This is a genomic window from Streptomyces sp. XH2, from assembly GCF_049725035.1.
GTDB classification, from domain to species: domain Bacteria; phylum Actinomycetota; class Actinomycetes; order Streptomycetales; family Streptomycetaceae; genus Streptomyces; species Streptomyces roseoverticillatus.
In genome coordinates this window covers 132,396-156,356 of record NZ_JBMMMZ010000009.1, presented here as the reverse complement: position 1 = coordinate 156,356, position 23,961 = coordinate 132,396, and the positions used below count along the sequence as shown (strand labels likewise).

Annotated in this window: 17 protein-coding genes and 4 pseudogenes; 12 read left to right on the top strand and 9 right to left on the bottom strand. The window is 71.7% G+C overall.

The features are described 5' to 3' along the window. The first annotated feature begins 155 nt into the window (after positions 1 to 155). From ACOTKD_RS19725 to ACOTKD_RS19705, 5 genes are all read left to right on the top strand, one after another. Positions 156 to 3,452 carry a BTAD domain-containing putative transcriptional regulator gene (locus tag ACOTKD_RS19725; protein ID WP_424890284.1) on the top strand — a complete coding sequence of 1,099 codons (3,297 nt, stop codon included), beginning with the start codon at positions 156 to 158 and terminating at the stop codon, positions 3,450 to 3,452. 368 nt (positions 3,453 to 3,820) lie between these two features. Then, positions 3,821 to 4,270, top strand: a complete 450-nt coding sequence (locus tag ACOTKD_RS19720; RefSeq protein WP_424890283.1) for a hypothetical protein — start codon at positions 3,821 to 3,823, stop codon at positions 4,268 to 4,270. Positions 4,271 to 4,279: 9 nt separating this feature from the next. Next, positions 4,280 to 5,299: a hypothetical protein gene (locus ACOTKD_RS19715; RefSeq protein WP_424890282.1), complete on the top strand. Its 1,020-nt coding sequence runs from the start codon at positions 4,280 to 4,282 to the stop codon at positions 5,297 to 5,299. 23 nt (positions 5,300 to 5,322) lie between these two features. After that, on the top strand, positions 5,323 to 5,565 hold the full coding sequence (locus tag ACOTKD_RS19710; protein WP_424890281.1) for a hypothetical protein: 243 nt from the start codon (positions 5,323 to 5,325) through the stop codon (positions 5,563 to 5,565). A gap of 168 nt (positions 5,566 to 5,733) precedes the next feature. Beyond that, positions 5,734 to 6,102, top strand: coding sequence for a nuclear transport factor 2 family protein (locus tag ACOTKD_RS19705; RefSeq protein WP_424890280.1), 369 nt, complete (start codon positions 5,734 to 5,736; stop codon positions 6,100 to 6,102). Here the strand turns inward: ACOTKD_RS19705 and ACOTKD_RS19700 are convergent. Then, positions 6,092 to 6,898 (bottom strand): helix-turn-helix domain-containing protein, encoded by an 807-nt coding sequence (locus ACOTKD_RS19700; RefSeq protein WP_424890279.1) that lies wholly within the window; start codon positions 6,896 to 6,898, stop codon positions 6,092 to 6,094. The two genes, ACOTKD_RS19705 and ACOTKD_RS19700, sit on opposite strands and share 11 nt — an antisense overlap. Positions 6,899 to 6,935: 37 nt before the next feature. Beyond that, a complete protein-coding gene (locus ACOTKD_RS19695; RefSeq protein ID WP_424890278.1) occupies positions 6,936 to 8,738 on the bottom strand; it encodes a hydroxysqualene dehydroxylase in 1,803 nt (600 codons plus the stop codon). Between the two features lie 217 nt (positions 8,739 to 8,955). Between ACOTKD_RS19695 and ACOTKD_RS19690 the strand changes: the two genes are divergently transcribed. Beyond that, on the top strand, positions 8,956 to 9,261 hold the full coding sequence (locus ACOTKD_RS19690) for a 4a-hydroxytetrahydrobiopterin dehydratase (protein WP_235483843.1): 306 nt from the start codon (positions 8,956 to 8,958) through the stop codon (positions 9,259 to 9,261). A gap of 18 nt (positions 9,262 to 9,279) precedes the next feature. Here the strand turns inward: ACOTKD_RS19690 and ACOTKD_RS19685 are convergent, their stop codons facing one another. The 5 genes and pseudogenes from ACOTKD_RS19685 to ACOTKD_RS19665 form a co-directional block, all read right to left on the bottom strand. Beyond that, a complete protein-coding gene (locus ACOTKD_RS19685) occupies positions 9,280 to 10,668 on the bottom strand; it encodes a cryptochrome/photolyase family protein (RefSeq protein ID WP_424890277.1) in 1,389 nt (462 codons plus the stop codon). A 48-nt stretch (positions 10,669 to 10,716) separates the two neighbouring features. Then, complete coding sequence (locus ACOTKD_RS19680; RefSeq protein WP_424890276.1) at positions 10,717 to 12,135, bottom strand: DUF1266 domain-containing protein; 1,419 nt, start codon at positions 12,133 to 12,135, stop codon at positions 10,717 to 10,719. A gap of 95 nt (positions 12,136 to 12,230) precedes the next feature. Continuing rightward, a complete protein-coding gene (locus ACOTKD_RS19675; RefSeq protein ID WP_424890495.1) occupies positions 12,231 to 13,031 on the bottom strand; it encodes an aldo/keto reductase in 801 nt (266 codons plus the stop codon). A 220-nt stretch (positions 13,032 to 13,251) separates the two neighbouring features. After that, a complete protein-coding gene (locus ACOTKD_RS19670; RefSeq protein WP_424890275.1) occupies positions 13,252 to 15,132 on the bottom strand; it encodes an AMP-dependent synthetase/ligase in 1,881 nt (626 codons plus the stop codon). A 168-nt stretch (positions 15,133 to 15,300) separates the two neighbouring features. Beyond that, a pseudogene (locus ACOTKD_RS19665) lies at positions 15,301 to 15,759 on the bottom strand (NAD(P)H-dependent oxidoreductase); the annotation flags it as partial. A 56-nt stretch (positions 15,760 to 15,815) separates the two neighbouring features. On the opposite strand from ACOTKD_RS19665, the gene ACOTKD_RS19660 reads away from it, so the two are divergent. The 3 genes and pseudogenes from ACOTKD_RS19660 to ACOTKD_RS19650 all read left to right on the top strand — a co-directional run bounded on the left by ACOTKD_RS19660 (position 15,816) and on the right by ACOTKD_RS19650 (position 19,307). Beyond that, complete coding sequence (locus tag ACOTKD_RS19660; RefSeq protein WP_424890274.1) at positions 15,816 to 16,436, top strand: hypothetical protein; 621 nt, start codon at positions 15,816 to 15,818, stop codon at positions 16,434 to 16,436. 214 nt (positions 16,437 to 16,650) lie between these two features. Next, positions 16,651 to 18,045: pseudogene (locus tag ACOTKD_RS19655) on the top strand (NF041680 family putative transposase). A gap of 179 nt (positions 18,046 to 18,224) precedes the next feature. After that, complete coding sequence (locus ACOTKD_RS19650; RefSeq protein ID WP_424890273.1) at positions 18,225 to 19,307, top strand: hypothetical protein; 1,083 nt, start codon at positions 18,225 to 18,227, stop codon at positions 19,305 to 19,307. 173 nt (positions 19,308 to 19,480) lie between these two features. Here ACOTKD_RS19650 and ACOTKD_RS19645 read toward each other — a convergent pair. Further along, positions 19,481 to 19,807, bottom strand: a pseudogene (locus tag ACOTKD_RS19645) (NAD(P)H-dependent oxidoreductase); the annotation flags it as partial. Between the two features lie 154 nt (positions 19,808 to 19,961). On the opposite strand from ACOTKD_RS19645, the gene ACOTKD_RS19640 reads away from it, so the two are divergent. Further along, positions 19,962 to 20,522 carry a helix-turn-helix domain-containing protein gene (locus tag ACOTKD_RS19640; protein WP_424890272.1) on the top strand — a complete coding sequence of 187 codons (561 nt, stop codon included), beginning with the start codon at positions 19,962 to 19,964 and terminating at the stop codon, positions 20,520 to 20,522. Between the two features lie 16 nt (positions 20,523 to 20,538). Here ACOTKD_RS19640 and ACOTKD_RS19635 read toward each other — a convergent pair whose 3' ends face one another. Beyond that, positions 20,539 to 21,405, bottom strand: coding sequence for a LysR substrate-binding domain-containing protein (locus ACOTKD_RS19635; protein WP_424890271.1), 867 nt, complete (start codon positions 21,403 to 21,405; stop codon positions 20,539 to 20,541). A gap of 104 nt (positions 21,406 to 21,509) precedes the next feature. Between ACOTKD_RS19635 and ACOTKD_RS19630 the strand changes: the two genes are divergently transcribed. Together ACOTKD_RS19630 and ACOTKD_RS19625 are read left to right on the top strand one after the other, a co-directional pair. Further along, complete coding sequence (locus ACOTKD_RS19630) at positions 21,510 to 22,520, top strand: bile acid:sodium symporter family protein (protein WP_424890270.1); 1,011 nt, start codon at positions 21,510 to 21,512, stop codon at positions 22,518 to 22,520. 121 nt (positions 22,521 to 22,641) lie between these two features. Continuing rightward, positions 22,642 to 23,142 (top strand): annotated as a pseudogene (locus ACOTKD_RS19625) (DUF4158 domain-containing protein); the annotation flags it as partial. Positions 23,143 to 23,961 lie beyond the last annotated feature (819 nt).

Below are 23,961 nucleotides of genomic sequence, written 5' to 3'. Positions count from 1 at the left end.
CTACCGGAGATAGTGGCAGGTGCCGATAAACAGCCGAGAAACGCCGGGCAAGCGTCACACTCCAACTTCACTCTACGCCCACTTAACGATGGCTGAACGGACTGCTACCGTGAAAAGCGGCCTGGAAGCACGGTGGTGTCGGGGCGGGGGTGGGGATGCCGGTTCTTCGGTTCGGTCTCCTGGGGCCTGTCACGGCCGAGTACGACGGCCGCCCCGTCCCTCTGGGCCCGCCCCAGCGCCGCGCGGTCCTCGCCTGCCTCCTCCTCGCCCGTGGGCGTGCCGTCACGGTGGCCGCGCTGAAGGAGATGCTCTGGTCGGATGCCGTTCCCGCCTCGGCCGCCAACGCGATCCAGGGCCACGTCCACCATCTGCGCAGGACATTCGACGAGTTCGCACCCGAGCCGCTCCTGATCACCCATCCCGGGCAGCCGTCGGACCGGGTCAGCTACACGCTGCGAGCCGACGCGGGCGGCGTCGACGTCATGCGCTTCGAAACCCTCGTTCGGGAGGGCGAGGCGGCGGCATCCCGCGGCGACAGCGGAGGGGCGGTCGAACGCTTCGACGAGGCACTCGCCCTGTGGCGCGGCGAGCCGCTCGCGGACCTCGACTCGGACTACTTCCGGGCTGTCCGGAGGGGGAAGGAGGAACTCCGGGCGGACGTCGAGCAGCGGAGGGCCGCCGCCCTCCGGGCCACGGCTTGGGCACTGCCGTCGGCCCCGCCACCGGCTCCATCCCGGTTCCGAGCACCGTCGCCGCTGTTGACGCCTCAGCCGTCGCGCTCCGCTGCCCGAGAGCTTGTCCGGCGCGACGGCGAGAGACGAGCGCAGACGAAAGAGTCAGGGAGCCCGCTGGCCGAAGCCCGGGTGCTCGGCCCGCTGGAACTGCTCGTCGGCGGCGTGGACGTCACCCCGGCGGCCTCCCGCCGACGTGCCCTGCTCGCCTCGCTCCTGCGGCAGCCCGGACAGGTAGTGACGCCCGAGACGCTCATCGAGGACATCTGGGGCGAGGGGGCGTCCGCCAACGCCCCCGCACAACTCCAGAACCACGTGCACCTGCTGCGCAAGCGGATCGACCAGGTGTCCGGCCCCGGCGCGGGTAAGCGGGTCCTGGAACGGAAACCGGCGGGATACGTGCTCAACGCCGGGGCGACGGACCGCGATCAGTTCCATTCCCTGGTGGACGAGGCGGGCGGCGCGTTCCTGGCCATGGCTCACGGACGGGCCGTGGACCTGGCGACACAGGCCCTGGAGCTGTTCAGGGGGGCACCGTTCGCCGGAGTGCCGCTCGGCAGCCCGCGCATGGTGGACACGGCCCGGCTGCTGGAGGAACAGCGCTACGAGGCACTGCACCTGAAGATCGAGGCGCAGATCCTGCTGGGGGAGTCCTCCCGCGTCGTTCCCGAGCTCCGGAACGTCGTCGAGAGGGAGAGGCCCGAGGACGAAGGGCTCCTGCGGCTGCTGATCAAGGCTCTGGAACGGACCGGTCGCACGGCCGAGGCCCGGATCCTGGCAGGGCGGCTGCCGCGCGAGCGGCACGAGGACGTCCCGTGGCCGCACGGCGACCGCTTGGAGGTTGCGGGCGAGAGTATCCGTCCCGCCCCCCGGCAGCACCGGCCCGTCACACGGTCCGGCCGCGGAGAGGTCCCCCGGCTCCGGTTCGCGGTGCTCGGCCCCGTCCGGGTCCAGCACGGCGGCGAGCCCGTGAACACCGGATCACCACAGCAGCGGGGGGTGCTGGCCGCCCTGCTCCTGCGGGCCGGGCGCACCGCCACCGCGCCCGAGCTGATCGACGCGCTCTGGGGTGACGACCCGCCGCACGCCGCACTGGCGGCGCTGCGCACCTACGCCTCCCGCCTGCGCAAGGTCCTGGGCGGCGACGTGCTTGTCAGCGAATCCGGTGGCTATGCCCTGCGCCTCGACGACAGCTGGTTCGACCTCGAAGCCGCACAGAAGTGGGCCGACGAGGCGGGGCGCGCCCGCGAAGCAGGAGACCGCGTCAGCGCTCTGACTCTGCTCGACCGGGCTCTGGGCCTGTGGCAGGGCGAGCCCCTCGCAACACTGCCCGGGCCCTACATGGAGGAGCAGCGCACCCGCCTGGCCGAGTGGCGCCTCCAACTGGTGGAGGCCCGGTGCGAGCTGATGCTGGAGCTGGGCCGCCACGCGGAGGCCGTCACGGAGCTGACGGCCCTCACCGCGGCCCACCCCCTGCGGGAGCGCCTGCGGGAACTGCTCATGCTCGCGCTCTACCGCAGCGGCCGGCAGTCCGAAGCGCTCGCCGTGTACGCCGACACACGCCGGCTGCTCGCGGACGAGCTGGGCGTCAACCCTCGTCCGGAGCTGTCCGAGTTGCAGCAGCGCATTCTCCAGGCCGACGTGGAGCCGGCTCAGTCGGTGGAATCCGCAGTTCCCCTGCTCGTACGGCCGTCCCAGCTACCGCCGGACATCAGTGACTTCGTCGGGCATGACGATACGCTCCAGCGGATCGGCGCCCAGCTGTCCGCCGACGCGGACGCCTGGACGAGGACCGTGGTCGTCACCGGCATGGGTGGTGTCGGCAAGTCCGCCCTGGCTGTGCGCGCGGCCTACGGTGCCCGGCACGAGTTCCCGGGCGGTCAGTTGTACGCCGACCTCGGCGGTACAGCTCCGCACCCCACGGAACCCGGTGCGGTCCTGGGGTCCTTCCTGCGCGCACTGGGTGTGCCCGACAGCACCGTCCCCGACGGCGTCGGGGAACGGGCTGCCCTCTTCCGGTCCGTCCTCGACGGGCACCGGATGCTGATCGTGCTGGACAACGCCCATGACGCCGCCCAAGTGCGCCCGCTCCTGCCCGCGGCACCGGGCTGCGGCACCATCGTGACCAGCCGTGTCCGCATGCCCGGCCTTCCGAACGCGTACCCGGTCGACCTCGGGGTGCTGAGCCCGCAGGAGGCCTTCCAGCTGTTTTCCGGGATCGTGGGCCGGGAGCGCGCGGAGACGGATCGAGGGGCGGTGATGAAGGTGGTGGCCGCGTGCGGTTTCCTTCCTCTCGCAATCCGTATGGCCGCGAACTTCCTGGCGGCCCGGCGCACATGGCCCGTCTCGGTGCTGGCCCGAAGGCTGACGGACGAACGACGCGGCCTGAGCGAGCTGGGGTCCGGGTACCTGAACCTGGAAGAGGTCTTCGCGTGGTCCTGCCGGCAGCTGCCCCCTGCGCAAGCCCGCGCCTTCCGCCTGCTGGGACTGGCGACCGCCCCGGAGATCTCCTTGGCCGCCGCGGCCGCTCTCCTCGGTGCGGACGAGGACGCCGCGGCAGAACTGCTCGAATCGCTGGCGGACCGGAGCCTCCTGGAGTCACCGGCCCCCGGCCACTACCGCATGCACCCGCTGCTCCGCGCGTACACGCGCACGCGCGCCCAGGAGAACGAAAGCCCGGAGGCCGGAGCGGCGGCTTCGGACCGTTTCCGCAACCTTTAAAAGCACCCCCAAGTCCGCCGGGCCGGCGCTGACGCCATTCCCGAAGCCTTCGTGGCCACCACTGCCGGCGCCTCCGTCGCTCTGCGAGCCGAGTGAGCAGCCCAGGAAAGCCGCGCGCGGACCGGCCGCCCCCATACGCTGCGCCCCGCGCCGACCACCAGTCTCTGACACCGGCCCACAGGATTACGCCCGGCCGCGCATAGAGCTGACCTTGTATGTCGTCACGCCTCCGGGGTTCACGGCAGGCCTTAAGGATGCGTATAGGACGGCAACCGGCGCCGTTGGCCGGGCAAATCCCTGGCTAGCATCGGGAGTTCGCGGTCATCGACCGCTGTTGACCACGGGGGCTCGGGCGGGAGAGCGGGAACGTGTCATTCGAGAAGGAATGGGCTCAGCATAAAACCGATGCCAGTACACGCCTCGCAGGCGCTTCGGCCGGCTCGGGAAGTGGCGGGGCGGCTGGTCTGGTCGTGCACGCGGATGACTTGGGAGCCGTCGGGCACGAGGCGTACCTCCTCCATGAGGGCCTGCGCAAGGCCGGGGACGTCACGCGTGGGGCCAAGAGCGGGGAAGGCAACACCGCCAACGCGGTGACGGAGTTGAAGAGGGAGAACTTCGCCACGGCAGGTGCGATCAACACGGCAGTCGAGGTGTGGGGCTCCCAGCTCAAGACGGTTCTGCAGGCGTGCGCTCATATCTCCAACCACCTTGACTACTCCAAGGCGGCGCATGCCCGGGACGACGCCGAGATCGCAGCTGACCTGATCGAGGCCAAGCGCGCCGCGGCAGTCTCCGAGATCGAGAAGTACTTCACGTAAGGGGTGGGCATGGCCAAGCTGACCTACAGCAACATCATGGAGGTCTCCCTCGACAGTCTCGGCAAGGCGGTCACCGACTGGAAGGCCATGGTGACCGAGTTGGAAAGGCTCGCGAAGGACGCGTACGGCGGCCTTCTGCAGAAGGCCGATGCGGCCCGCTGGGCCGGTGTGAATGCCGACGTGACCAAGGAATTCGTCCGTAAGACGGCCAAGGAATTCCAGGACGCGCACATCGAGGCGCAAAGCCTCTGGGTCGTTCTCGATCAAGCGCACACCGACTTCACCGAACTGAAGTCAAACATCAAGGCGGCTGTCAACGTGGCCCAGGACAAGGCGATCCTCGTCCGGGAAAGATCTGACGGCCTGGTCAAGTGTGAGTGGGCTCAGTGCACCGTGGATCCGCCCAGTAAAGAAGATGAAGAATGGAAGGCGTTCCAGGAAAGTTACATCAACTCGATGATAGCCGAGGTCCAGGAGGTGGACGCCGGCGTCACCCGAGCGCTCCAGAAGAGTCACGGAGGTGACCGGCACGATTTCGGCCACGAGACCTACAAATCCCTGGACGACGCCCGGCGTGAGCAGACGCCGAAGGAGGAAGAGGATTCCGAATATGTGCGGCCTGCCAGTTGGGGCTGCAGCCCCGTGCAGCCTGCGGCCGAATTCCTGAGTTATCGCTCGTGGTCAAACGCCGCGTTCTACGGATTGCATGGAGACAGTGACAAGTTCTGGTACTACTTGGAAGGCGGCACTCCTTCGTACGTCGCTGGGCAGGTGAGTAACCGATTTGAGAAGTTCGGCGGTGGCGGTAGCCACCGTAAGCCCACGACCGTGAACAAAATCGGGAAGTTCGGTGGCAAGGTGTTCGGGTTGCCCGCTTCGCTTGTGGCCACCGGAGTGGATTTCTACTGCACGCCACCTGGCGGGGGCAAGCTGCCGGGCGACACCAAGGTGTTGGCTCCCAAGGAGCTCAACCGGGTGGAGTACGGAGGCGGAAGCCGGTCGCCCAGCGGGAAACAGCCCGTCATGTAACCGAGTTAGGAAGGGCCCCGATCATGCACGCGAACAGCGCGCCCGGACCCAAGCAGCGCAGCCGTTCCTCCTGGGGCTGGGCCAGAGGCTTCCTCGACCACCGCCTGCTGGTCCTGGGCATATGCGTCGCGGTCGGCGGATTCGCAGGCAGTGTCAGGGGATTGATGGACGGAGCCGGGGCTCTGCAGATTCTGGCCCTGGCGGGAGCGGGGGTCCTCGGGACGGCCCTCGCGGCGGCATGTGTCGTGGAGTACGCAAAGCGGTGAACACTCGTCCGCGCAGGGTTCTTGCTCGGCGTCCGACCGCATTACCTCGCGGGTAATCGCGCTTCCCCTGCCTCACCCGGCATCGTGAAGGCAAGCGCCACCCCGGGCCGGCGCACTCCGGCCCGGGGGCGTGAACCGTCCTTTTGATGCCTGCCCAGGGAGTTCGCCATGTCGTCGTACGAGACCGCCGTCGCACGCTACTTCGCCGCCTGGAACGCCGTCGGTGCGGAGGCCGTGGCCGAGGCCGTAGCCGCCGCCTGGGCCGAGGGCGGGTCCTACACCGACCCTCTGGCCGACGTGCGCGGGCACGAGGGGGTCGCTGCCGTCATCGCCGGGGCGCAGGAGCGGTTCCCCGGGTTCGAGTTCCGGCGGACCGGCGCCGTGGAGGGGCACCACGACGTGGCGCGGTTCCAGTGGGAGCTGGTGTCCCTCGCCGACGGGTCCGCGCCCGTGGCCGGTTCCGATGTGATCACGCTGGACGGGGACGGCCGGATCCGGACCGTGACGGGGTTCCTGGACCGTATGCCTACCGCATGAGGGTGCCCAGCAGCCGCGCGGTCTCGGGATCGGCCGGCAGGAGCGTTTCGACCGCCAGTTCCGAGACCGTCACGTCCATCGGGGTGTTGAACGTCGCGATGGTCGAGACGAAGGAGAGGGTGTGGCCCGCGTGGTCGATGACCATGGGGAGGGCGAAGGGGACGTCGCCGCCCTCCCGCCGGGCCTGTTCCCCGCCGCCGGTGTCCGGGAGCGGGTACGCGCTGACCTCGTCGTAGAGGGCGCGGAGCGGAGCGGACCGCATCAGGGCCAGCTGGCGTTCCATCTGGTGCAGCAGGTGGCCCCGCCACTCGCGGTAGTTGCGGATGCGGGGCGCCAGGCCCGCGGGGTGCATGGTGAGCCGCATGGCGTTCAGCGGCGGGACGAGCAGGGAGGGGGCGACGCCCTCCATGAGCATCGCGACGCCCCGGTTGGCGGCCCGCACCTCGTACGTGCCGTCGACGACGAGCGCGGGGAACGGCTCGTAGGACGTCAGCAGCCGCTCCAGGCCCTCGCGCAGCCCGCCCAGCGCGGGGTCGTCCAGCGGCCGCTCCGGATACGCGGGGGCGTAACCCGCGGCGAGCAGCAGGGCGTTGCGCTCCCGGACGGGCACGTCGAGGTGGTCCGCGAGGCGCAGGACCATTTCCTGGCTGGGCCGGGAGCGGCCCGTTTCGATGAAGCTGATGTGCCGGGCGGAGGAGTCGGCGCGCAGCGCGAGCTCCAGCTGGCTGATCCGGCGCCTCTCCCGCCACTGCCTCAGCAGCGGGCCCACCCCGGGGGCGTCCACGACAGTCGTCATGATCCGACCGTAGCGCGCCGCCCCCGGGGCGCCCACCTCACCCCAGGTCGAAGGCGTTGGGCAGCCCCAGCCGGTAGCGGACCGCGTCGTCGGCCTTCGGCAGCTCCAGCTCCGGGGCGCGGTAGAGCGGGGTGACCGTGCACCGTCCGGCCCGCGAACCCGTCTCGTCCAGCAGGGCGTTGACCGCCGCCCGCGCCGCCGCGTTGGCGCCCTCCATGGTGGCGAGGTCGATGTCGGTGGCCACGTAGTCGCCGCACAGGAAGAGGTTGGGGATCGCCGTCCGCGCCGAAGGGCGGTTGTACCAGGTGCCGGTGGGGTGGATGAGGAGCTGTTCGTCGTTGACGGGGCGGGGCCCGCCGATCTCCACGGCCGGGTCCAGGAACCACGAGTGGATCTTCGCGTCGCTCAGCACCGTGCGCCCGGTGTCGTTGAGCCCGGCCTTCATCTGCGCCCACACCTCGCGCGCGACCTCCTCGCGCGTGCACTGCTTGGCGGTCTTGCCGTAGAGGATGCCGGGCTTGTCCCACTCGGAGACGTCCACGGACAGGCAGTCCGCCGCCGCGCCGTCCCCGTAGTCGGCCCGGAAGTCGCGCTTCGACCAGTACTGGGCCTGCCCCACGCAGGTGATCGACCAGGGGGAGTCGATGTGGTTGACGTGCCCGTGGAGGATGGGCGTCGGCTCCGTCAGATAGAACTGGATGCCCGTCATCCAGTCCGTCTGCAGCTTGTCGCAGCGCGCCAGCTGCGGGTCGGCGGCCCGCACCTGCGCGTTCCAGGTCGTACGGGCGTGCTCGACGGGCATCGCCGAGACGAAGTGGTCGGCGGTCACGGACCGTTTGGCGCCGGACGGGTCCTGCAGCACCGCCTCGGTGATCCGGCCGCCGGCGATGCGCAGGTCCCGTACGGCCGAGCCGATCTCGAAGGTGACGCCCAGGGAGCGCAGGTGCGCGACCCACGGGTCGATCCACGCCTCGTTGGTGGGCGCGTCGAGCACCCGGTCCGGTGCGCCGTCCGCGCCCCGCCCCAGAGCGTTGAAGAGGAACGCCTCGATGCAGGTCGACACCGTCTTGGTGCTGGCCACCTCGGCCTTGGTGGCCACGATGTTGCGGGTGATGCCGATGGCCAGCAGCCGCTGGTAGTTCGGCGACATCTTCGCGGCGCGGATGAACTCCCACCAGGGCGTGCGCTCCCAGGCCCCGGTGCGCCGCGCGTCGCAGCTGGTGAGCCAGACGAGCAGCCGGCTCACGAAGTAGGCGGTCTCGTGGACCGGGATGTTGCCGAACGCGTCGAGGAAGCCGGTCAGCGCGCGGCGCAGGGCGTCCGGGGTGAGCAGCGGCGGCGGTTTGCCGACCGTGCTGAACGGCAGCCGGATGTCCTCGTGGCCGATCCGGGCCAGCATCACCTCGGTCGACGCGACGAGATTGTCATGGCAGCCGTTGGGGTTGCCGGGGAAGGGTATGCGCCGCAGCGTGTCCGGGAGGTTGCGGTAGAAGCCGGGGATGAAGCGGAACCCGTGTTCGCCGGGCAGCGGCTTGCGGCCGCCCCGTGCGCTGCCGGGGACGTCCATGCTGCGGGCCTTGCCGCCGGGCGCCTTCTTCTCGTACACCGTCACCCGGAAGCCGCGCTCGGCGAGTTCGTGGGCGGCGGTGAGCCCCGCGACGCCGCCGCCGAGGACGGCGACGGTCTGCGCACCGGATCTGCCGGCACCGCCCGCCGCGGAGGGTCTGGCGCGGGGGGCCGCTGCCGCGGCCGGTCCGCCGAGCGCCGCCGTGCCCGCCGTCGCGGCGACGGCCGCCGCCCCGCCGATGAATTCCCTGCGCGTGCTGCCCGTACCGTCCATGCCCGGCCCCCTGGCGTCGGTGACGTGTACACGTTCGGCGCAGGAGCATAGGAGCGGCACCTACGTCCCGGTAGCACTTGTCCGGCGCGCGGAGCCCCGTACCGCACATTGGCGCGAAAGCACCCCCGCCCCGTGGGACGCTTGAGTCACCGGCACCCGGCGCGGGCACCTACCCCGGGCAACCATCACGGGCACGAAGACTCATGAGGGGACAGTCATGGCCGTCGAACCGCTCTCCCAGAAGGACGTCGAGGAGCGCCTCCAGGAGCTGCCCGGCTGGACCACGGACGGCGTCCGCATCAGCCGCACGTACCGCTTCGACGGGCACTTCCAGGCGGCCGCCATGGTGATCCACATCGCGCAGATCCAGGAGGAGCTGGATCACCACTCGGACGTGACCCTGGGCTACAACACCGTGTCGGTCAGCGTGAACACCCACAGCGTGGGCGGCAAGGTCACCGGCCTGGACGTCGGGCTGGCTCGCCGCATCGAGGCCGTCGCGGCGGGACACGGCGCCCGCTAGCCCCCCCCGCTCAGGCCTTCAGGCGAGCCCGCGCGCCCGCCGGAACCGGGCCAGGCCCTCCTCCAGGGAGACCACCGGCCCGGGGTAGCCGCAGCGCGCCCGCTCCCGGTCCGGCAGCAGCCACGGCCGGTGGACGGCCCGGCCGGGCACGCCGGCCAGTTCGGGGACCCAGCGGCGCACGTACACGCCGTCCGGGTCGTAGCGGTCGGCCTGCGCCAGGGGGTTGAGGACCCGGTGGGGGCGGGTGTCGCTGCCGGTGCCCGCCACCCACTGCCAGTTGAGCTGGTTGTCGGCCACGTCGCCGTCCACGAGCAGGTCCAGGAAGTGCCGGGCCCCGGCCCGCCAGCCGAGGTACAGGGTCTTCGCCAGGAAGCTCGCGGCGATCAGCCGGGCCCGGTTGTGCATCCAGCCCTCGTGCGCGAGCTGCCGCATCGCCGCGTCGACCACCGGATAGCCCGTGCGGCCCGCCCGCCACGCGTCGAACTCGCCGGGCGCCTCGCGCCACCGGTCGCCCCGGGTGCGGTAGTCGCGCCGGGCCGCGTCCGGCCGGGCGGCCAGCATCTGGTGGTGGAAATCCCGCCACGCCAGCTGCCGTGCGTACGCCTCGGCGCCCGCACAGCCCCCGCCGGCCCGCTCCCGGGCGACGGCGGCCAGCTCCACCGGCGACAGACAGCCGAAGTGGAGGTACGGGGAGAGCCGCGACGTCGCGTCCCCCGCCAGGTCGTCGTGGCGCTCGGCGTAGCGCGCGAGCCCGCCGCGCCGCCAGGCCGCCAGCCGGCGGCGGCCCTCGGCCTCGCCGCCCCGCGGCAGCGCGGGCGAGGCCGCGCCCCGGGCCAGGGACGACGCCGAAGGCAGCGGCTCCGTGCGCACCTCGGGCAGCAGGACCGCGCGCGGCGGCGGCAGCACCGGCCGCAGGGACTCGGCGGACCAGCGGCGGAAGTACGGGGTGAACACCGCGTAGTGGTCCTTGCCGGCGGGCAGGACGGCGCCGGGCGGCACGGCCGTGACGACCGCGTCGTGCACCCGCAGCCGCCGGCCGTCCGCCGCCAGCGCGCTCCGCAGCCGCTCCTCGCGGCGCAGCGCGTACCCGCTCACGCCCGCGGCGACGTGCACCTCGCCCGCGCCCGTCCCGGCGGCCACCCGGCAGGTCTCCGCCACCACGTCGCCCCGGCGGACGACGAGGGCCCCGCCACGGGCCCGCAGCCCGTCGTCGAGCGCGGCGAGGCAGTCCGCCAGGAACGCGGCGCGGTTGGGCACGGCGAAGCCCGCGGCGGCGATGCCCGGGTCCACGACGAACAGCGGCACGACGCGCGGCGCGCTCCGCAGGGCCGCGGCGAGCACCGGGTTGTCGTGCAGCCGCAGGTCGGAGGTGAAGAGGACGACGGACACGCCGTCGGGTACGCCCATTCCGCGATTGTGCGCCCGGGCCCGGGCGGGGCGCGGGCGGCGGGGCCGTCACGACCAGGGGATGTTGAGCCAGGGGCTCGCGGGGTCGGCGGTGAGGACGCGGTGGGCGAGGAGCGCTTCGTCGCCGGGGCCGGCGAGGCTGCCGGGGCCGCCGGGTCCGTCGGCGTTGCCGACGCCGTAATGGCTGGGAACTGCGTGGTCCGAGCCGTACGGGTGGCCCGGGCCGCCCGGGTGGTTTGCGCCGCCCGGGCTACCCGGGCCGCCCGAGTGGCCGGGACCGCCGGGGTACCCGGGCAACCCCGGCTGCCCCGGGGCGCCGTGCACCGCAGTGCGCGGGTCGCCCGCCCCGCCCGGCCGCAGCTCCCGCCCCAGCAGGAACCCGGCGGCGAACGCGGGCCACGACCCGTACGTCCTGCGGGTGGCCTCTCCGGCGGTCAGGATGACCCGTTCCGCGTCGGCCGGGCCGCACAGCCGCGCGGCGAGGCCGAGCCGGGCGACGGCCACGGCGCCCGCCAGGTCGTAGGCCGCGGCCGAGGCGACGCGCTGCCCGGGCCGCAGCACCGCCTCGCCCTCGCCCCGCAGCCGCTCCTCCGCCTCGGTGATACGGGTGACGGCGGCGTCCATCGCCCGGACCTCGGCCTCGGGCGCGGCCCGGTGCACGAGGACCTGGGTGACGGCCTGACGCCACTCCTCGGTCGTCGGGGAGACGCCGGCGGAATCAGCAGAGTCAGCGGAATCAGCAGAGTCAGCGGAATCAGGAGAATCGGCGGAACCGGCGTGCTCGGCGAGCCCCTCGCGGGCGCGCAGCGCGAACTCCGCGTCGCGCCCGGCGCCGGCCCCCGCCAGCAGCCGCTCCGTCAGGTGCCACCAGCCGGCGGGGTCGGCCACGCCCCACGTGTCGCGCAGGACGGCGCGGTCCTCGTCGTAGTCCCGGTAGACGGTGCCGAGCTCGTTCCAGGGCACGCCGTCGCGCACGGACAGCGGGGCGCCGCAGGCCAGGCCGTGGGCGAGCGGGCCGTGCAGGGGGCCCGTGTACAGGGACAGCAGCCGGCCGGGCGCGGGCGGCGGCGTCTCGGCGTAGACCTCCAGCCAGGCGGCGCGGTCCAGCGTGGTGGCCGGGAGGACGGCCGCGGCCGGCTGCCCCGGGTTGACCGCGAGATGCCACTTGTCGTGCGGCCACTCCAGTGCCAGTGCGTCCAGCGTGGTGCGCTGGAAGACCCAGTCGGGCTGCCAGGGCGGCAGCGCGCCGCGCGTCAGGACCGGGAGGCAGCGCTTGCCCGAGACCGGGTCGCGGTACGGGGCGAGCGGCGCGGGCGGCACCAGGCCGTCGGCCTCCACCCTGGCCACGGCGACGTACAGCTCGGCCGCCGCGACGGCGCCGATCTGTCCGTCCCAGTCCCCGCGCGCCGTCGCCGCCTGCAGCTGCTGTTCGATGGGGGTCGGCGGGGTCCAGGGCGAGAAGAACATGCGTGCGACTCTATAGAGGCGGCACGGCGCTTCGGAGCCCCGGTCCCCGCGCGGCGGACCTGGTTGAAGCAGCGGGCTCGGTCGAAGCAGCGGACTCAGTTGAAGTCGAACTCGTCCGGGTCCGGGCCCAGCCGCGTGCCGCTGTCGAGCGCGGCGATCGCCGCCATATCCTCGTCGTCGAGGGTGAATCCGAAGACGTCGAAGTTCTCGCGGATGCGCGACGGCGTCACGGACTTGGGGATGGCCACGTGGCCCAGCTGCAGGTGCCAGCGCAGCACGACCTGCGCGGGAGTGCGGCCGTGCTTCTCCGCGATGCCCGCGAGCACGGGGGCGCCCAGCAGCTCCTTGCCCTGGCCGAGCGGCGCCCACGCCTCGGTGGTGATGCCGTGGCGCGCGTGGAAGGCGCGCAGCTCGGACTGGGCCAGGAACGGGTGCAGCTCGATCTGGTTGACGGCCGGGACGACGGACGTCTCGGCCAGCAGCCGCTCCAGGTGGGCGGGCTGGAAGTTGGAGACGCCGATCGCCCGCGCGCGGCCGCTCTCCGCGATCCCCTCGAACGCGCGGTAGATGGAGAGGTAGTCGTCGCGGACGGCGCGCGGCCAGTGGATGAGGTACAGGTCCACGTAGTCGAGGCCGAGCCGCTCCAGGGAGGCGTCGAACTCGCGGAGGACGGCGTCGCGCGTCCAGGCCTGCGAGGCGCTGTTCCACAGCTTCGTGGTCACGAAGAGCTCGTCGCGCGGGATGCCCGAGCCCGTCAGGGCCTTGCCCGTGCCGGTCTCGTTCTCGTACACGGCCGCCGTGTCGATGCTGCGGTACCCGGCGGCCAGCGCCGTCTCGACGGCGGCCGTCGCCTCGGCGTCGGGGACCTGGAAGACGCCGAAGCCGAGCTGCGGCATCTCGACGCCGTTGTTGAGCGTGATGGAGGGGGCGGAAGGTGCCTTGCTCACGAGTGCTCGATCCTTACGGTTCGGAGACGCGGTTCGTAGGTGGGTGCGTACGTAGGTGCGCACGCCGGTGGGTGCGTACGTGCGTACTCCCAGCGTCAACGATCACAGCCGTCACTGCATTCCCGTAATGCCCCGGTTGCCTCTCATGCTCCATGGGGCTGTCCGTCTCTCATGCCCCATGGCGCTGTCCGCGGTACAGCGCGTCCACCTCCTGCGCGTACGCCACCTCGATCGCCCTCCGCCGGAGCTTCAGCGACGGCGTCAGCAGCCCGTCCTCCACCGTGAACCGGGCTTTCAGGATCCGGAACGTGCGGATGGACTCGGCCTGCGAGACGAGGGCGTTCGCCGCCACCACGGCCCGCCGGATCTCGGCCTCCAGGTCGGTGTCGCGCACGAGCTCCGCGTCCTGCAGCAGCCCCGATCCGCCCCCGGCCCAGGGCCCCGTTCCCGGCGCCGGTCTGCCGCGCATGTGCAGCCAGTGCGCGACCGCCTCCTCGTCCAGCGTGATGAGCGCGGCCACGTACGGGCGGTCGTTGCCGACGACGACGCAGTGGGCCACGAGCGGGTGCGCCCGTACGCGCTCCTCCAGCAGCACCGGCGACAGGCTCTTGCCGCCCGACGTCACCAGGATCTCCTTCTTCCGCCCGGTGATGGACAGGTAGCCGTCCTCGTCCAGCCGCCCCAGGTCACCGGTCGCGAACCAGCCCTCCTGCAGCACCGCGCCCGTCGCCCGCGCGTCGCCCAGATAGCCGGCGAAGACCTGGCCGCCGCGCAGCCAGACCTCGCCGTCGCCGGCGATGCGCACCGTGGTGCCCGGGACGGGCTGCCCGACCGAGCCGAAGCGGGGCCGCTCGGGCGGGTTGGCGGTCGCGGCGCCCGTGGTCTCCGTCAGGCCGTAGCCCTCCAGGACGGTCACGCCCGCGCCCGCGAAGAACAGCCCCAGCCGCCGGTCCATGGCCGAGCCGCCCGACATCGCGTGCCGCACCCGGCCGCCCAGCGCCTCCCGCACCTTGGCGTAGACCAGCCGGTCGAAGACCTGGTGCCGCAGCCGCAGCGCGGGCCCGGGCCCCGCGCCCCTGCCGAACGCCCGCTGCTCCACGGCCTCCGCGTAGCGCACCGCCACGTCCACGGCCCGCTCGAACGGCGCGGCCCGGCCCTCGGCCTCGGCCGCGCGCCGCGCCAGCGCGAAGATCTTCTCCAGGACGTACGGGACCGCGAGGACGAACGTCGGCCGGAAGGCCCTCAGGTCCGGCAGCAGGGCGGCGCTCGTCAGCTGCGGCTGGTGACCGAGCTTGACCCGCCCGCGCACCGCCGCGACCTGCACCATCCGGCCGAACACATGGGCCAGCGGCAGGAACAGCAGCGTCGCCGCCTCGTCGCCCGGGCGGGAGCGGAAGACGTGCGCGTAGCGCCGGACGACGTTGTCGGCCTCGGCCATGAAATTGGCGTGGGTGAGCACGCAGCCCTTGGGGCGGCCGGTCGTGCCGGAGGTGTAGACGACGGTGGCCGGCGTGGAGGGCGTGAGGGCCATCCGGTGCCGCTGGACGACGTCGTCGCCGACCCGGGCCCCGGCGGCGGCCAGCTCCTCGACCGCCCCGGCGTCCAGCTGCCACAGCCGCGTCAGCTCCGGCAGCCGGTCGATGACCGAGCCGACCGTCATCGCGTGGTCCTCGTGCTCCACGACGCAGGCCGTCACGCCCGCGTCGCGCAGGATCCAGCGGACCTGGTCGGGGGAGGCCGTCGGGTACAGCGGCACGGGCTGTGCGCCGATCGACCACAGCGCGAAGTCGAAGAGCGTCCACTCGTAGCGCGTGCGGGACATGACCGCGACCCGGTCCCCGAACCGCACGCCCTCGGCGAGCAGCCCCTTGGCCAGGGCCAGGACCTCGTCCCGGAACGCCGCCGCCGTCACGTCCTGCCAGCCCCCGTCCGGCCCCTTGCGCCCGAACGCCGCCTCCTCGGGCTCCTCGGCGGCGCGGTCGAAGACGGAGTCCGCGAGGCCTCCGACGGGCGGCGCCGTCACGAGTGGCGGAACGGTGATCTCGCGCAACGGGCAGCTCCTTGTCATGCTCCGCACAGCGCGATGCCCCTACCCGGCGTACAGGGACCTCAATCGCCTTGGGGGAGTGGCGTGTTGGGGGTGGACCGCACGGAAGCCGGCACGCCGAAGCCGGCGGTACTGAACTCCGGTCGGCGCGCCCGCCTTCGGCTGCTCCGGTCAGCCGCGCACGTGCAGTCCGAAACCCGTGCGGCCCGCGGGCTCCAGTCCCTCCTTCAGGTGCAGCGAGGGGATCTCGTAGTCGCCGAAGTTCTGCCGCCGGAACGCGATCGGCTCGGTCGACTCCAGGGTCAGCAGGCGCTGCTCCCAGGCCTTGGCGGCGTCCGCGTAGTTCTCGTCGGTCATCCGGTCGGTGCCGTACAGCACGAACGGCGGCAGCACCTCGATGCCCGGGTAGTAGAGGATGCCGTGGTGGATCGGGAACAGCAGGTCGTCGATGGGGCCGTTGATCCCGCGCGCGGCGTAATGCGACTCCGGGCCGCCGACGGTCACCGACAGCAGGGCCTTCCTGCCCGCGAGGGTGCCCTCGCCGAAGCGCTCTCCGTACTTGGTGTCACTGTGCTCGCCGACGCCGTACGCGAAGCGGTAGGTGAACACCCGGTCCATCCAGCCTTTGAGCTTGCTATTTAACGCCGCCTCCTCCCGAGCACCGTCCTCCTTCTAGAGTGCTGCTCATGGACGTGGGAGCGGCACTGATCGCGATAGTTGGGGTTGCAGGAACCCTCGGGGGAGCGTTGCTTACTCAGCGCGGTGCCGACCGGACCAAGCAGCGCGAGCTGGAACTGAGCCGCGCAATCCAGGAGGCGCGCGAGGATCGCGAGCTGCGCCGTAGGAGCTACACCGACCTGCACCGAGATGCTCGGCAGTTCGCTACAGCCCTCAGTCGGCACCTCTACGTCATGCGGGATCGTGCGGTTGCAGACGAAGACGTGCGGGCGCTGGAGGAGGCCAAGGACGCTCAGCGAAATGGCTGGTCCGAGGCCATCATGATCGCCCCCGGTGCAGTGCTCGCAGCGGCCTCGGAGGTAAATGGGGCATTGACCCGTGTCTATGGGCAGGTGAAGCGTCAGGAGCAGGGCAACCCGCGACCGGGCGAGACGCTCCAATCGGCCGCGGAAGCGCAGCAGGCGCTCTGGCCACTGATCCACGCCATGGGAGACGCCATGCGTCACGACCTCGGGGTGCCCGGTGAGATCCGAGCTACGTTGCGAGTCGCAGAGACAAGTCACGTGGGGGTGCAAGACGGCATGCTCAGTGACGTGGAGACAGGCGACGGCCGCAGGCCTCAGGCGTAGCTGTTCGGGGGCACCCAAGATCGAACGCGGTTCGAACTTGTCCGTGTTTCTACAGTTCACCGGATGCGAGGCGGGGCTTCGCTTGATCCTGTGCTCCGTCGCAGAGGTACAGGAACAGCGACGCGAGGGCGTGGTCGTGAGCTTTATGCATGGGGGCGTCCCGCGAGATGCGTTGGCGGAGGTGTCACGCTTCCGGACGGAGTTGTAGGCATCCATGACCGCGCGGGCTGATGCGATGTTCGATCTGGCCGATGCGGTGCTGTGTACGGACGGGCCGGTGCGGTCACTGGTAGATCTCGCGCTCGCGCCCGAACACCGCCGCGGGCACGGAGCCCTCCACGGCGGGCTCAACCAGGGTCGGATCAACGTCGCCCGGCTGCGTCGTGCCCTGGCCGGGTTGCCGCTGCCGAGGGCGGCGGACGGTCGGCTGCTGCCGGCCGTCGACGTCTCGCCGTGGTTGCGGCCCGACGCCAACACCTGTGCGGATCGGTCCTTTTGTCACACCTTCGGCCGGGGTGAAGGCAAGCACCAGATGGTGCCCGGCTGGCCGTACTCGGTCGTGGCCGCGTTGGAGACCGGCCGCACGTCCTGGACGGCGGTGCTGGACGCGGTCCGCCTGGAGCCCGGCGCCGACGTCGCCACAGTGACCATGGAGCAGATCCGCGAGGTGGTCGAGCGGCTCGTCGCCACCGGCCAGTGGAAACCGGGTGACCCGGAGGTCCTGGTCGTGCTGGACGCCGGATACGACGCACCCCGCATCGCCCATCTGCTGGATGGACTGCCCGTGCAGATCCTCGGCAGGCTCCGGTCCGACCGTGTGATGCGACGGCCGACACCACCGCGGGTCTACGACCCCAAGGGCGGCCGGCCGCCCAAGCACGGCGGTGAGTTCGTCTTCGGCGACCCCAGCACCTGGGGCATCGAACAGGCCGTGACGACCACGGACACCCGGCTCTATGGGAAGGCGACCGCGTAAGCGTGGGACCGACTGCACCCACGGCTCACCCGCCGGGCGGCCTGGCTCGACCACGACGGCCCACTGCCCGTCATCGAAGGCACCGTCGTCCGCCTGGCTGTGGAGAAGCTGCCCAGCGGCGGGGTGAACAAGCCGGTATGGCTGTGGTGGTCAGGCGCCGGCGCCACCGAGGCGGACGTCGACCGCTGCTGGCAGTCCCTCCTCCGCCGCTTCGACATCGAGCACATGTTCCGCCTGTTCAAGCAGACGCTCGGCTGGACCAGGCCCCGGCTTCGCAGCTCCGAGGCGGCCGACCGGTGGACCTGGCTGGTGATCGCCGCCTATGCCCAGCTCCGGCTCGCCCGCCCGCTGGCCACCGACCTGCGACGGCCCTGGGAGAAGCCGACCGAGCCGAGCAAACTCACACCCGCCCGCGTCCGCAGGGGGTTCAGAAACCTACACGCGAAGATCGGCTCACCAGCCGGTGCACCGAAACCCTCCCGGCCCGGGCCAGGCCGGCCACCGGGTTCGAAGAACCGTCGCCCGGCTACCCGTCATGACGTGGGCAGAGTCCTTGCCACAGGCGAGGCGTACGCCAGGCCTGCCCACCACAACAAGGGCACCAAACCTCGACGAACTGCCGCAGAAGGTTAAACGACAAGTTGAGAAGCTGTCCCGCTTCTGACTGTCACTGTGACTGTGCGTTTCAGGCGGCCAGTTTGTGGCGCGGCCACGCCATCCGTCCAGTTGGCCTCATTGTCAGCGCTCTGTGTCATGATGCGGGCGCGTCTCAGGGGAGTGGGCCGTGGACTACTGATTGTCAGGGGCTGGAGATGGGTGCGGGTACGGGGCCGGACGGTTCGTCCAGGTCCGACGAGGAGTGGGAGCGGTTTCTGCGCGAGTCGGTGGCGGGTGCCGCCGACGCGCCCAAGGAGCCGTCGGCGCGGGCCCGCGCCGTGACAGAGCGGTTGCGCGCGGAGCCCGGTCACGGTCTGGAGGGCTGGCGCAGCTACACGCCCGCGCGGCCCAGGAGGCGTACGGGCTGGTATGTGGTCGGGCTGCTGGCCTCGCTGGTGCTGCTGGTGGTGGCGCTCGCGCCGGGTCGGGTGGTGGACCTGTTCGCCGGCGATGACTCCCCGTCATCGGCGGCGCCCGGCCCGGGTACCCCGGGGGAGGCAGCCCAGCGCCCCACCGTGGACGAGCCGTTTCGCGGTTCGCCGGCGGCAAGCTGGGCGGGCGGAGCGGCGGGGATCGCCATGCCGAAGGCCGGGGCGGTGGGCTGGATGAGCGCGGCCGAGGTGGAGCGGGCCCTCGTCAGTAGCCGGGATTTCCTCGTCGCGTCCGGCCTGGACCGCGGGGTGTTGCAAGGCGAGCGCCCCGAGAAGGCGATCGCGCTGATCAATCCGCACCAGAAAGACGTCCAGGACTTTCTGAAAACCGCCTTCCTGACTCCGAGCGAGAAGAACGACCCCCTCCTCCTCTTCAGCCGCTTCCAGCCCTCCCGCACCCGCCTGGTCGGCGATGTCGTGAAGACCCGGGGTCAGCTCACCTACCGGGAGGGCGAGCGCGGCGCGCTCCAGGTGACCGCCGACGTCACCTTCGTCTATCCGGTAATCCGCGCGGACGCGGGCGGCGGCGACGAGATCGTGCGCACGATCGTCCGGCGCGAGCTGGTCCTGAGCTGGGACAACCCCGACAAGGTGATCACTGAACCGGGCACCTTCTCGATCGTCTCGTACAAGTACGACATGACCAACGGCGGCTGCGGCGCCCCTACGGGCTACTTCACCCCACCCTTCGGCACGGACCGCCGTGCGGACAAGGCCGGCACGGAGATCGACCCGTACGACCGCAGCGCGCCGGTCGGCCGGGGCGAATCCTCCGACGACGCGTGCGCCAGGGCGACACGGTCCTAACGGGCGTCACCCGGCGGCGACCAGCCCAACCCCGAGAACGATGAACACCCAGCTGCCGATCCGCTCCCAGCACCGCCCGGCGCACACATGGAGCGGGGTGAGGTCCATGCCGATCAACTGGCGCGGACCTCACGTCACATCTGGGGTACCTCGCCCGAGGATGCGGGACAGCTTCTGAGGATCGCGGGCATCGAGTACCACCACAGCGGGGACTGGAAGATGATCGTGTCGGCCCACAGCAGCTTGTCCTGCTCGGCGAGGACGTCCGGGGTGAGCGTCCCGGCCTCGAAGGCCCGGCCCGAGTCCAGGGCGACCCTCAGCCGGCTCGAGGCGTCGGATCCGTAGTCCGCGGCGTCCACGGCCGCCTTCCAGTTCATCGCGTACAGATCGCTCACCCGCACTTCGTGCCCGGCGGCCTCCAACGTGGACACCGCGAGGTCCTTCAGCGAGCTGTTGAGAGACTTCGGCTCCGGGTGGGCGTGGACGATCAGCGTCTTCACGGGAACTCCTTCGGATCGGGTGCCTTCGATCCTGGGCGCCGCGGCGCCCGGCGTTCAGGGGCGCCTCTTCCGTCGGACGGCACTTCCTGCGGACGGGACTTCCTGGTATTGGCAGGGCCACCTTCACGGGCAGCACCGAGGCCACACTGGGGCCATGGACGATCTTGCGGGCTTCCTGCGGACCCGGCGTTCCCGGGTCGACCCGGCGGCTGCCGGCATCCCCACCGACAGCCGCCGCCGGGTACAGGGCCTGCGCCGCGAAGAGGTCGCGCACCTGTCCGGAGTCAGCGTCGACTACTACGTACGTCTGGAGCAGGGCCGCGCGACCCAGCCATCCGAGCAGGGCCTCGAGGTGGTCGGGCACCTGCGCCTGGCCGCCGGAAAGTACCCCGAGGACCCGCGCCTGGCCTCGCTCATCGGCGAACTGGCGATGGGCAGCGAGCGCTTCCGCCGCCTCTGGGCCCGCGCGGACGTGCGCGCCCGCACCCATGGGCGCAAGGCGTACCGGCACCCGCTGGTCGGACTGCTGGAACTGCACCATGAGAACTTCGCGCTACCGGACGAGTCGGGCATGGAACTGCTGGTGCTGTCCGCGGTCCCCGGCAGCCCCGCCGAGGACGCGCTGCGCCTGCTCGCGGGCCTGGGCGCTGACAGTGGTGCCGGGCATCCCGCAGTGAACGCTCAGGCCCGCGAACAAAAACCAGCGACCCCGTAGCCGGACGCGACCCGCGCTACCCCTGCAGCCTGTCGCCCGCCGCCAGGACCGCCTGCGCCAAGGCCTCCGCCGCCCCCCGCGCCGTACTCCCCGGAGGGGCCCCGTGCAGCAGCACCACGTCGACCTCGCCGAGGTCTGGCAGGCCGGGACCGGGGGCCAGGCGGACCAGGCCCGGCGGGATCATGCCGAGGGTGTGGGCCATGACGCCGAGGCCCGCGCGGGCCGCCGCGACCAGGCCGCTGAGGCTGCCGCTCGTGCAGACCACCCGCCACGACCGGCCGCTGCGCTCCAGCACGTCCAGGGCGCGCGCCCGGGTCACCGCGGGCGGCGGGAACGCGACCAGCGGCAGCGGCCGGTGCGGGTCCAGGCGGAGCCGTTCGCTGCCGATCCACACGAGCCGGTCCCGCCACACGAGCCGCCCGTGCGGCTCGCCGTCGGGGTGGCGCTTGACGAGGACGAGGTCCAGCCGGCCTGCGGCCAGCCGCTTCTGCAGGGTCTCCGACAGGTCGACGGTCAGCTCCAAGTCGATCTCGGGGTGCTCGCGCCGGAAGCCCTCCAGGACCTCGGGCAGCCGGGTGAGGACGAAGTCCTCCGACGCCCCGAACCGCAGCCGCCCGCGCAGCCGGGTGCCCGCGAACCAGTGGGCGGCCCGCTCGTTGGCCTCCAGGATCGTGCGGGCGAAGCCCAGCATGGCCTCGCCGTCCTCGGTCAGCCGCACGCTGTGCGTGTCGCGGACGAACAGCTGCCGGCCGGCCGCGGCCTCCAGCCGGCGGACCTGCTGGCTCACCGTCGACTGCCGCACGCCCAGGCGGCCGGCGGCCCGGGTGAAGCTCAGCGTCTGCGCGACGGCCAGGAACGTACGGAGCTGCACGGGATCGAACACGGCACCAGCGTAGGCCGCGCATCGCGCGCTCATCGCCATTCGTGATGACAGTCAGAGCGGCAAACGGGGTTCCACATAGGCGGCGCGGACACCAGGCTGGGGCCATGCCGTCGCGCTTCCGCTTCCGCCTCCCCGTCGACCCGTACATAGCGGCCCTCCTGGGCACCGTCGCCCTCGCCGCCCTCCTGCCCGCCAGAGGCCAGGCGGCGACCGTCGCCGGCGGCGCCTCCACCGGTGCCGTGGCGCTCCTGTTCTTCCTCTACGGCGCCCGTCTCTCCACCCGCGAGGCCCTGGACGGCCTGCGCCACTGGCGGCTGCACGTCACGGTCCTCGGCTGCACCTTCGTGCTGTTCCCGCTCCTCGGCCTGGCCGCCCGCGGCCTCGTCCCCGTCGTCCTGACGCCGCAACTGCACTCCGGACTGCTGTTCCTGTGCCTCGTGCCGTCGACCATCCAGTCCTCGATCGCCTTCACCTCCATGGCGCGCGGCAACGTGGCGGCGGCGGTGTGCGCGGGCTCGTTCTCCAGCATTGTGGGAATCGCCCTCACTCCCCTCCTTGCCGCTCTCCTCCTGGGCAACAGCGGCGGCGGCTTCTCGGCCCGCTCCCTGCTGTCGATCGTGCTGCAGCTCCTCGTGCCGTTCCTCGCGGGGCAGTTGCTGCGCCGCCGGGTGGGCGGCTTCCTCACCCGGCACAAGAAGGTCCTCGGTTACGTGGACCGCGGCTCGATCCTCCTGGTCGTCTACTCGGCCTTCAGCGCGGGCATGGTCCGCGGCATCTGGCACGAGGTCACCCCGCTGCGGCTGCTGGCCCTCCTGGGCGTGGAGGCCGTCCTGCTGGGCCTCATGCTGACGGTCACCACGTGCGGCTCGCGGTGGCTCGGCTTCGGCCGCGAGGACCGGCTCGCCATCGTCTTCTGCGGCTCGAAGAAGAGCCTGGCGGCCGGCCTGCCCATGGCGGGCGTCCTCTTCGGGGCCCAGGCGAGCCTGGCCGTGCTGCCGCTGATGCTCTTCCACCAGATGCAGCTGATGGTCGGCGCGGTCCTCGCGAAGCGCTACGGGCGCGAGCCGCTGCCGGAGCCGGGGCCCGCCGCGCCGTCGCTTTCCCGGGCGGCCTGAGAGCGGTCGATGCGACGGGCGTGGCCGATGTGGTCAGCATGGCCGACGTGGTCAATGCGGCCGACGCGGTCAAGGCCCTGTTCTCCCGAAGCCGCCGCGAAGTGACAAGTAGCTCTCTGTAGTGGATCTGGGGTGTGCTTGTCAGTGTTTTCGATCTTCTGGGCTCATCAGGGGTCTTGCTCGGCGACGTTGGTCCGGTCATGACGACCGGAAGGAGCCCGGGGTGCGGCAGGAGCGGGAGCCGGAGGACCTGATCGAGGTCGGGACGCTGCTGGAGGAGGACCAGGAGCGGCTGCGGAACAAGTCGGGGGCGAACCGGTTGGGGTTCGCACCGTTGCTGAAGTTCTTCGAGGTGGAGGCCCGGTTCCCGGAGAACGCCGAGGAGATACCCGCGCCAGCGGTGGCGTACGTCGCCCAGCAAGTGAAGGTACCGGCGGAGGAGTGGGCCGCGTACGACTGGGCGGGGCGGGCGATCAAGCGGCACCGGGTGGAGATCCGGGGCGCGTTCGGCTTCCGCGAGTGCACGGAGGAGGACCAGGCCCAACTCGCCGAGTGGCTGACGGTGGAGCTGTGCGGGGTGGAACTGTCGAGGGACCGGCTGGCGGAGGCGGTGGTGGCCCGCTGCCGAAAGGACCGGCTGGAGCCGCCGACGCCGGGGCGTATCGCCTGCCTGGTGGGGTCGGCGGTCAGCACCTTCGAGGAGCGGTTCTGCGCGATCACGGTGGGCCGGCTGTCCGCGGTGACCCGGTCCCGGCTGGATGACCTGATCGCCGACGACGCCGACGTGAGCGAGGACAGCACGGGCGGCGGAGGCACGTTCTTCACCGAGCTGAAGGCCGATCCGGGCGCGCTGGGGCTGGACAGCCTGCTGGCAGAGGTGAACAAGCTCCAGCGGGTCCGCGCGCTGGAGCTGCCGCCGGAGCTGTTCGGGGACATGTCGGAGAAGCTGGTGGCAGCCTGGCGGGCACGGGCGTCGAAGGAGTACCCCTCGGACCTGCGGGCGGCGGCCGGCCCAGTGCGCTACACGCTGCTGTCCACGCTGTGCCACGTGCGGGAGACGGAGATCACCGACTCGCTGGTGGAGCTGTTCATCCAGCTCGTGCAGAAAATCAACACACGGGCGGAGAAGAAGGTCGAGGGCGAGTTCAACAAGGAGATGAAGCGGGTCCGCGGCAAGGAGGGCATCCTGCTGCGGCTGGCGGAGGCGGCGGTCGCCGAGCCGGGCGGCACGGTCCGCAAGGTGATCTATCCGGTGGCCGGGGAGTCCACGCTGAAGGCCCTGGCGGCGGAGGCGGCGGCGAACGAGGCACGCTACCGGGCCCGGGTGCGTACGGTGCTGCGCTCGTCGTACTCCAACCACTGGCGGCGGATGCTCTCACCGCTGCTGAACGCCCTGGAGCTGAAGTGCAACAACACCGCCTACCGGCCGGTGATGAACGCC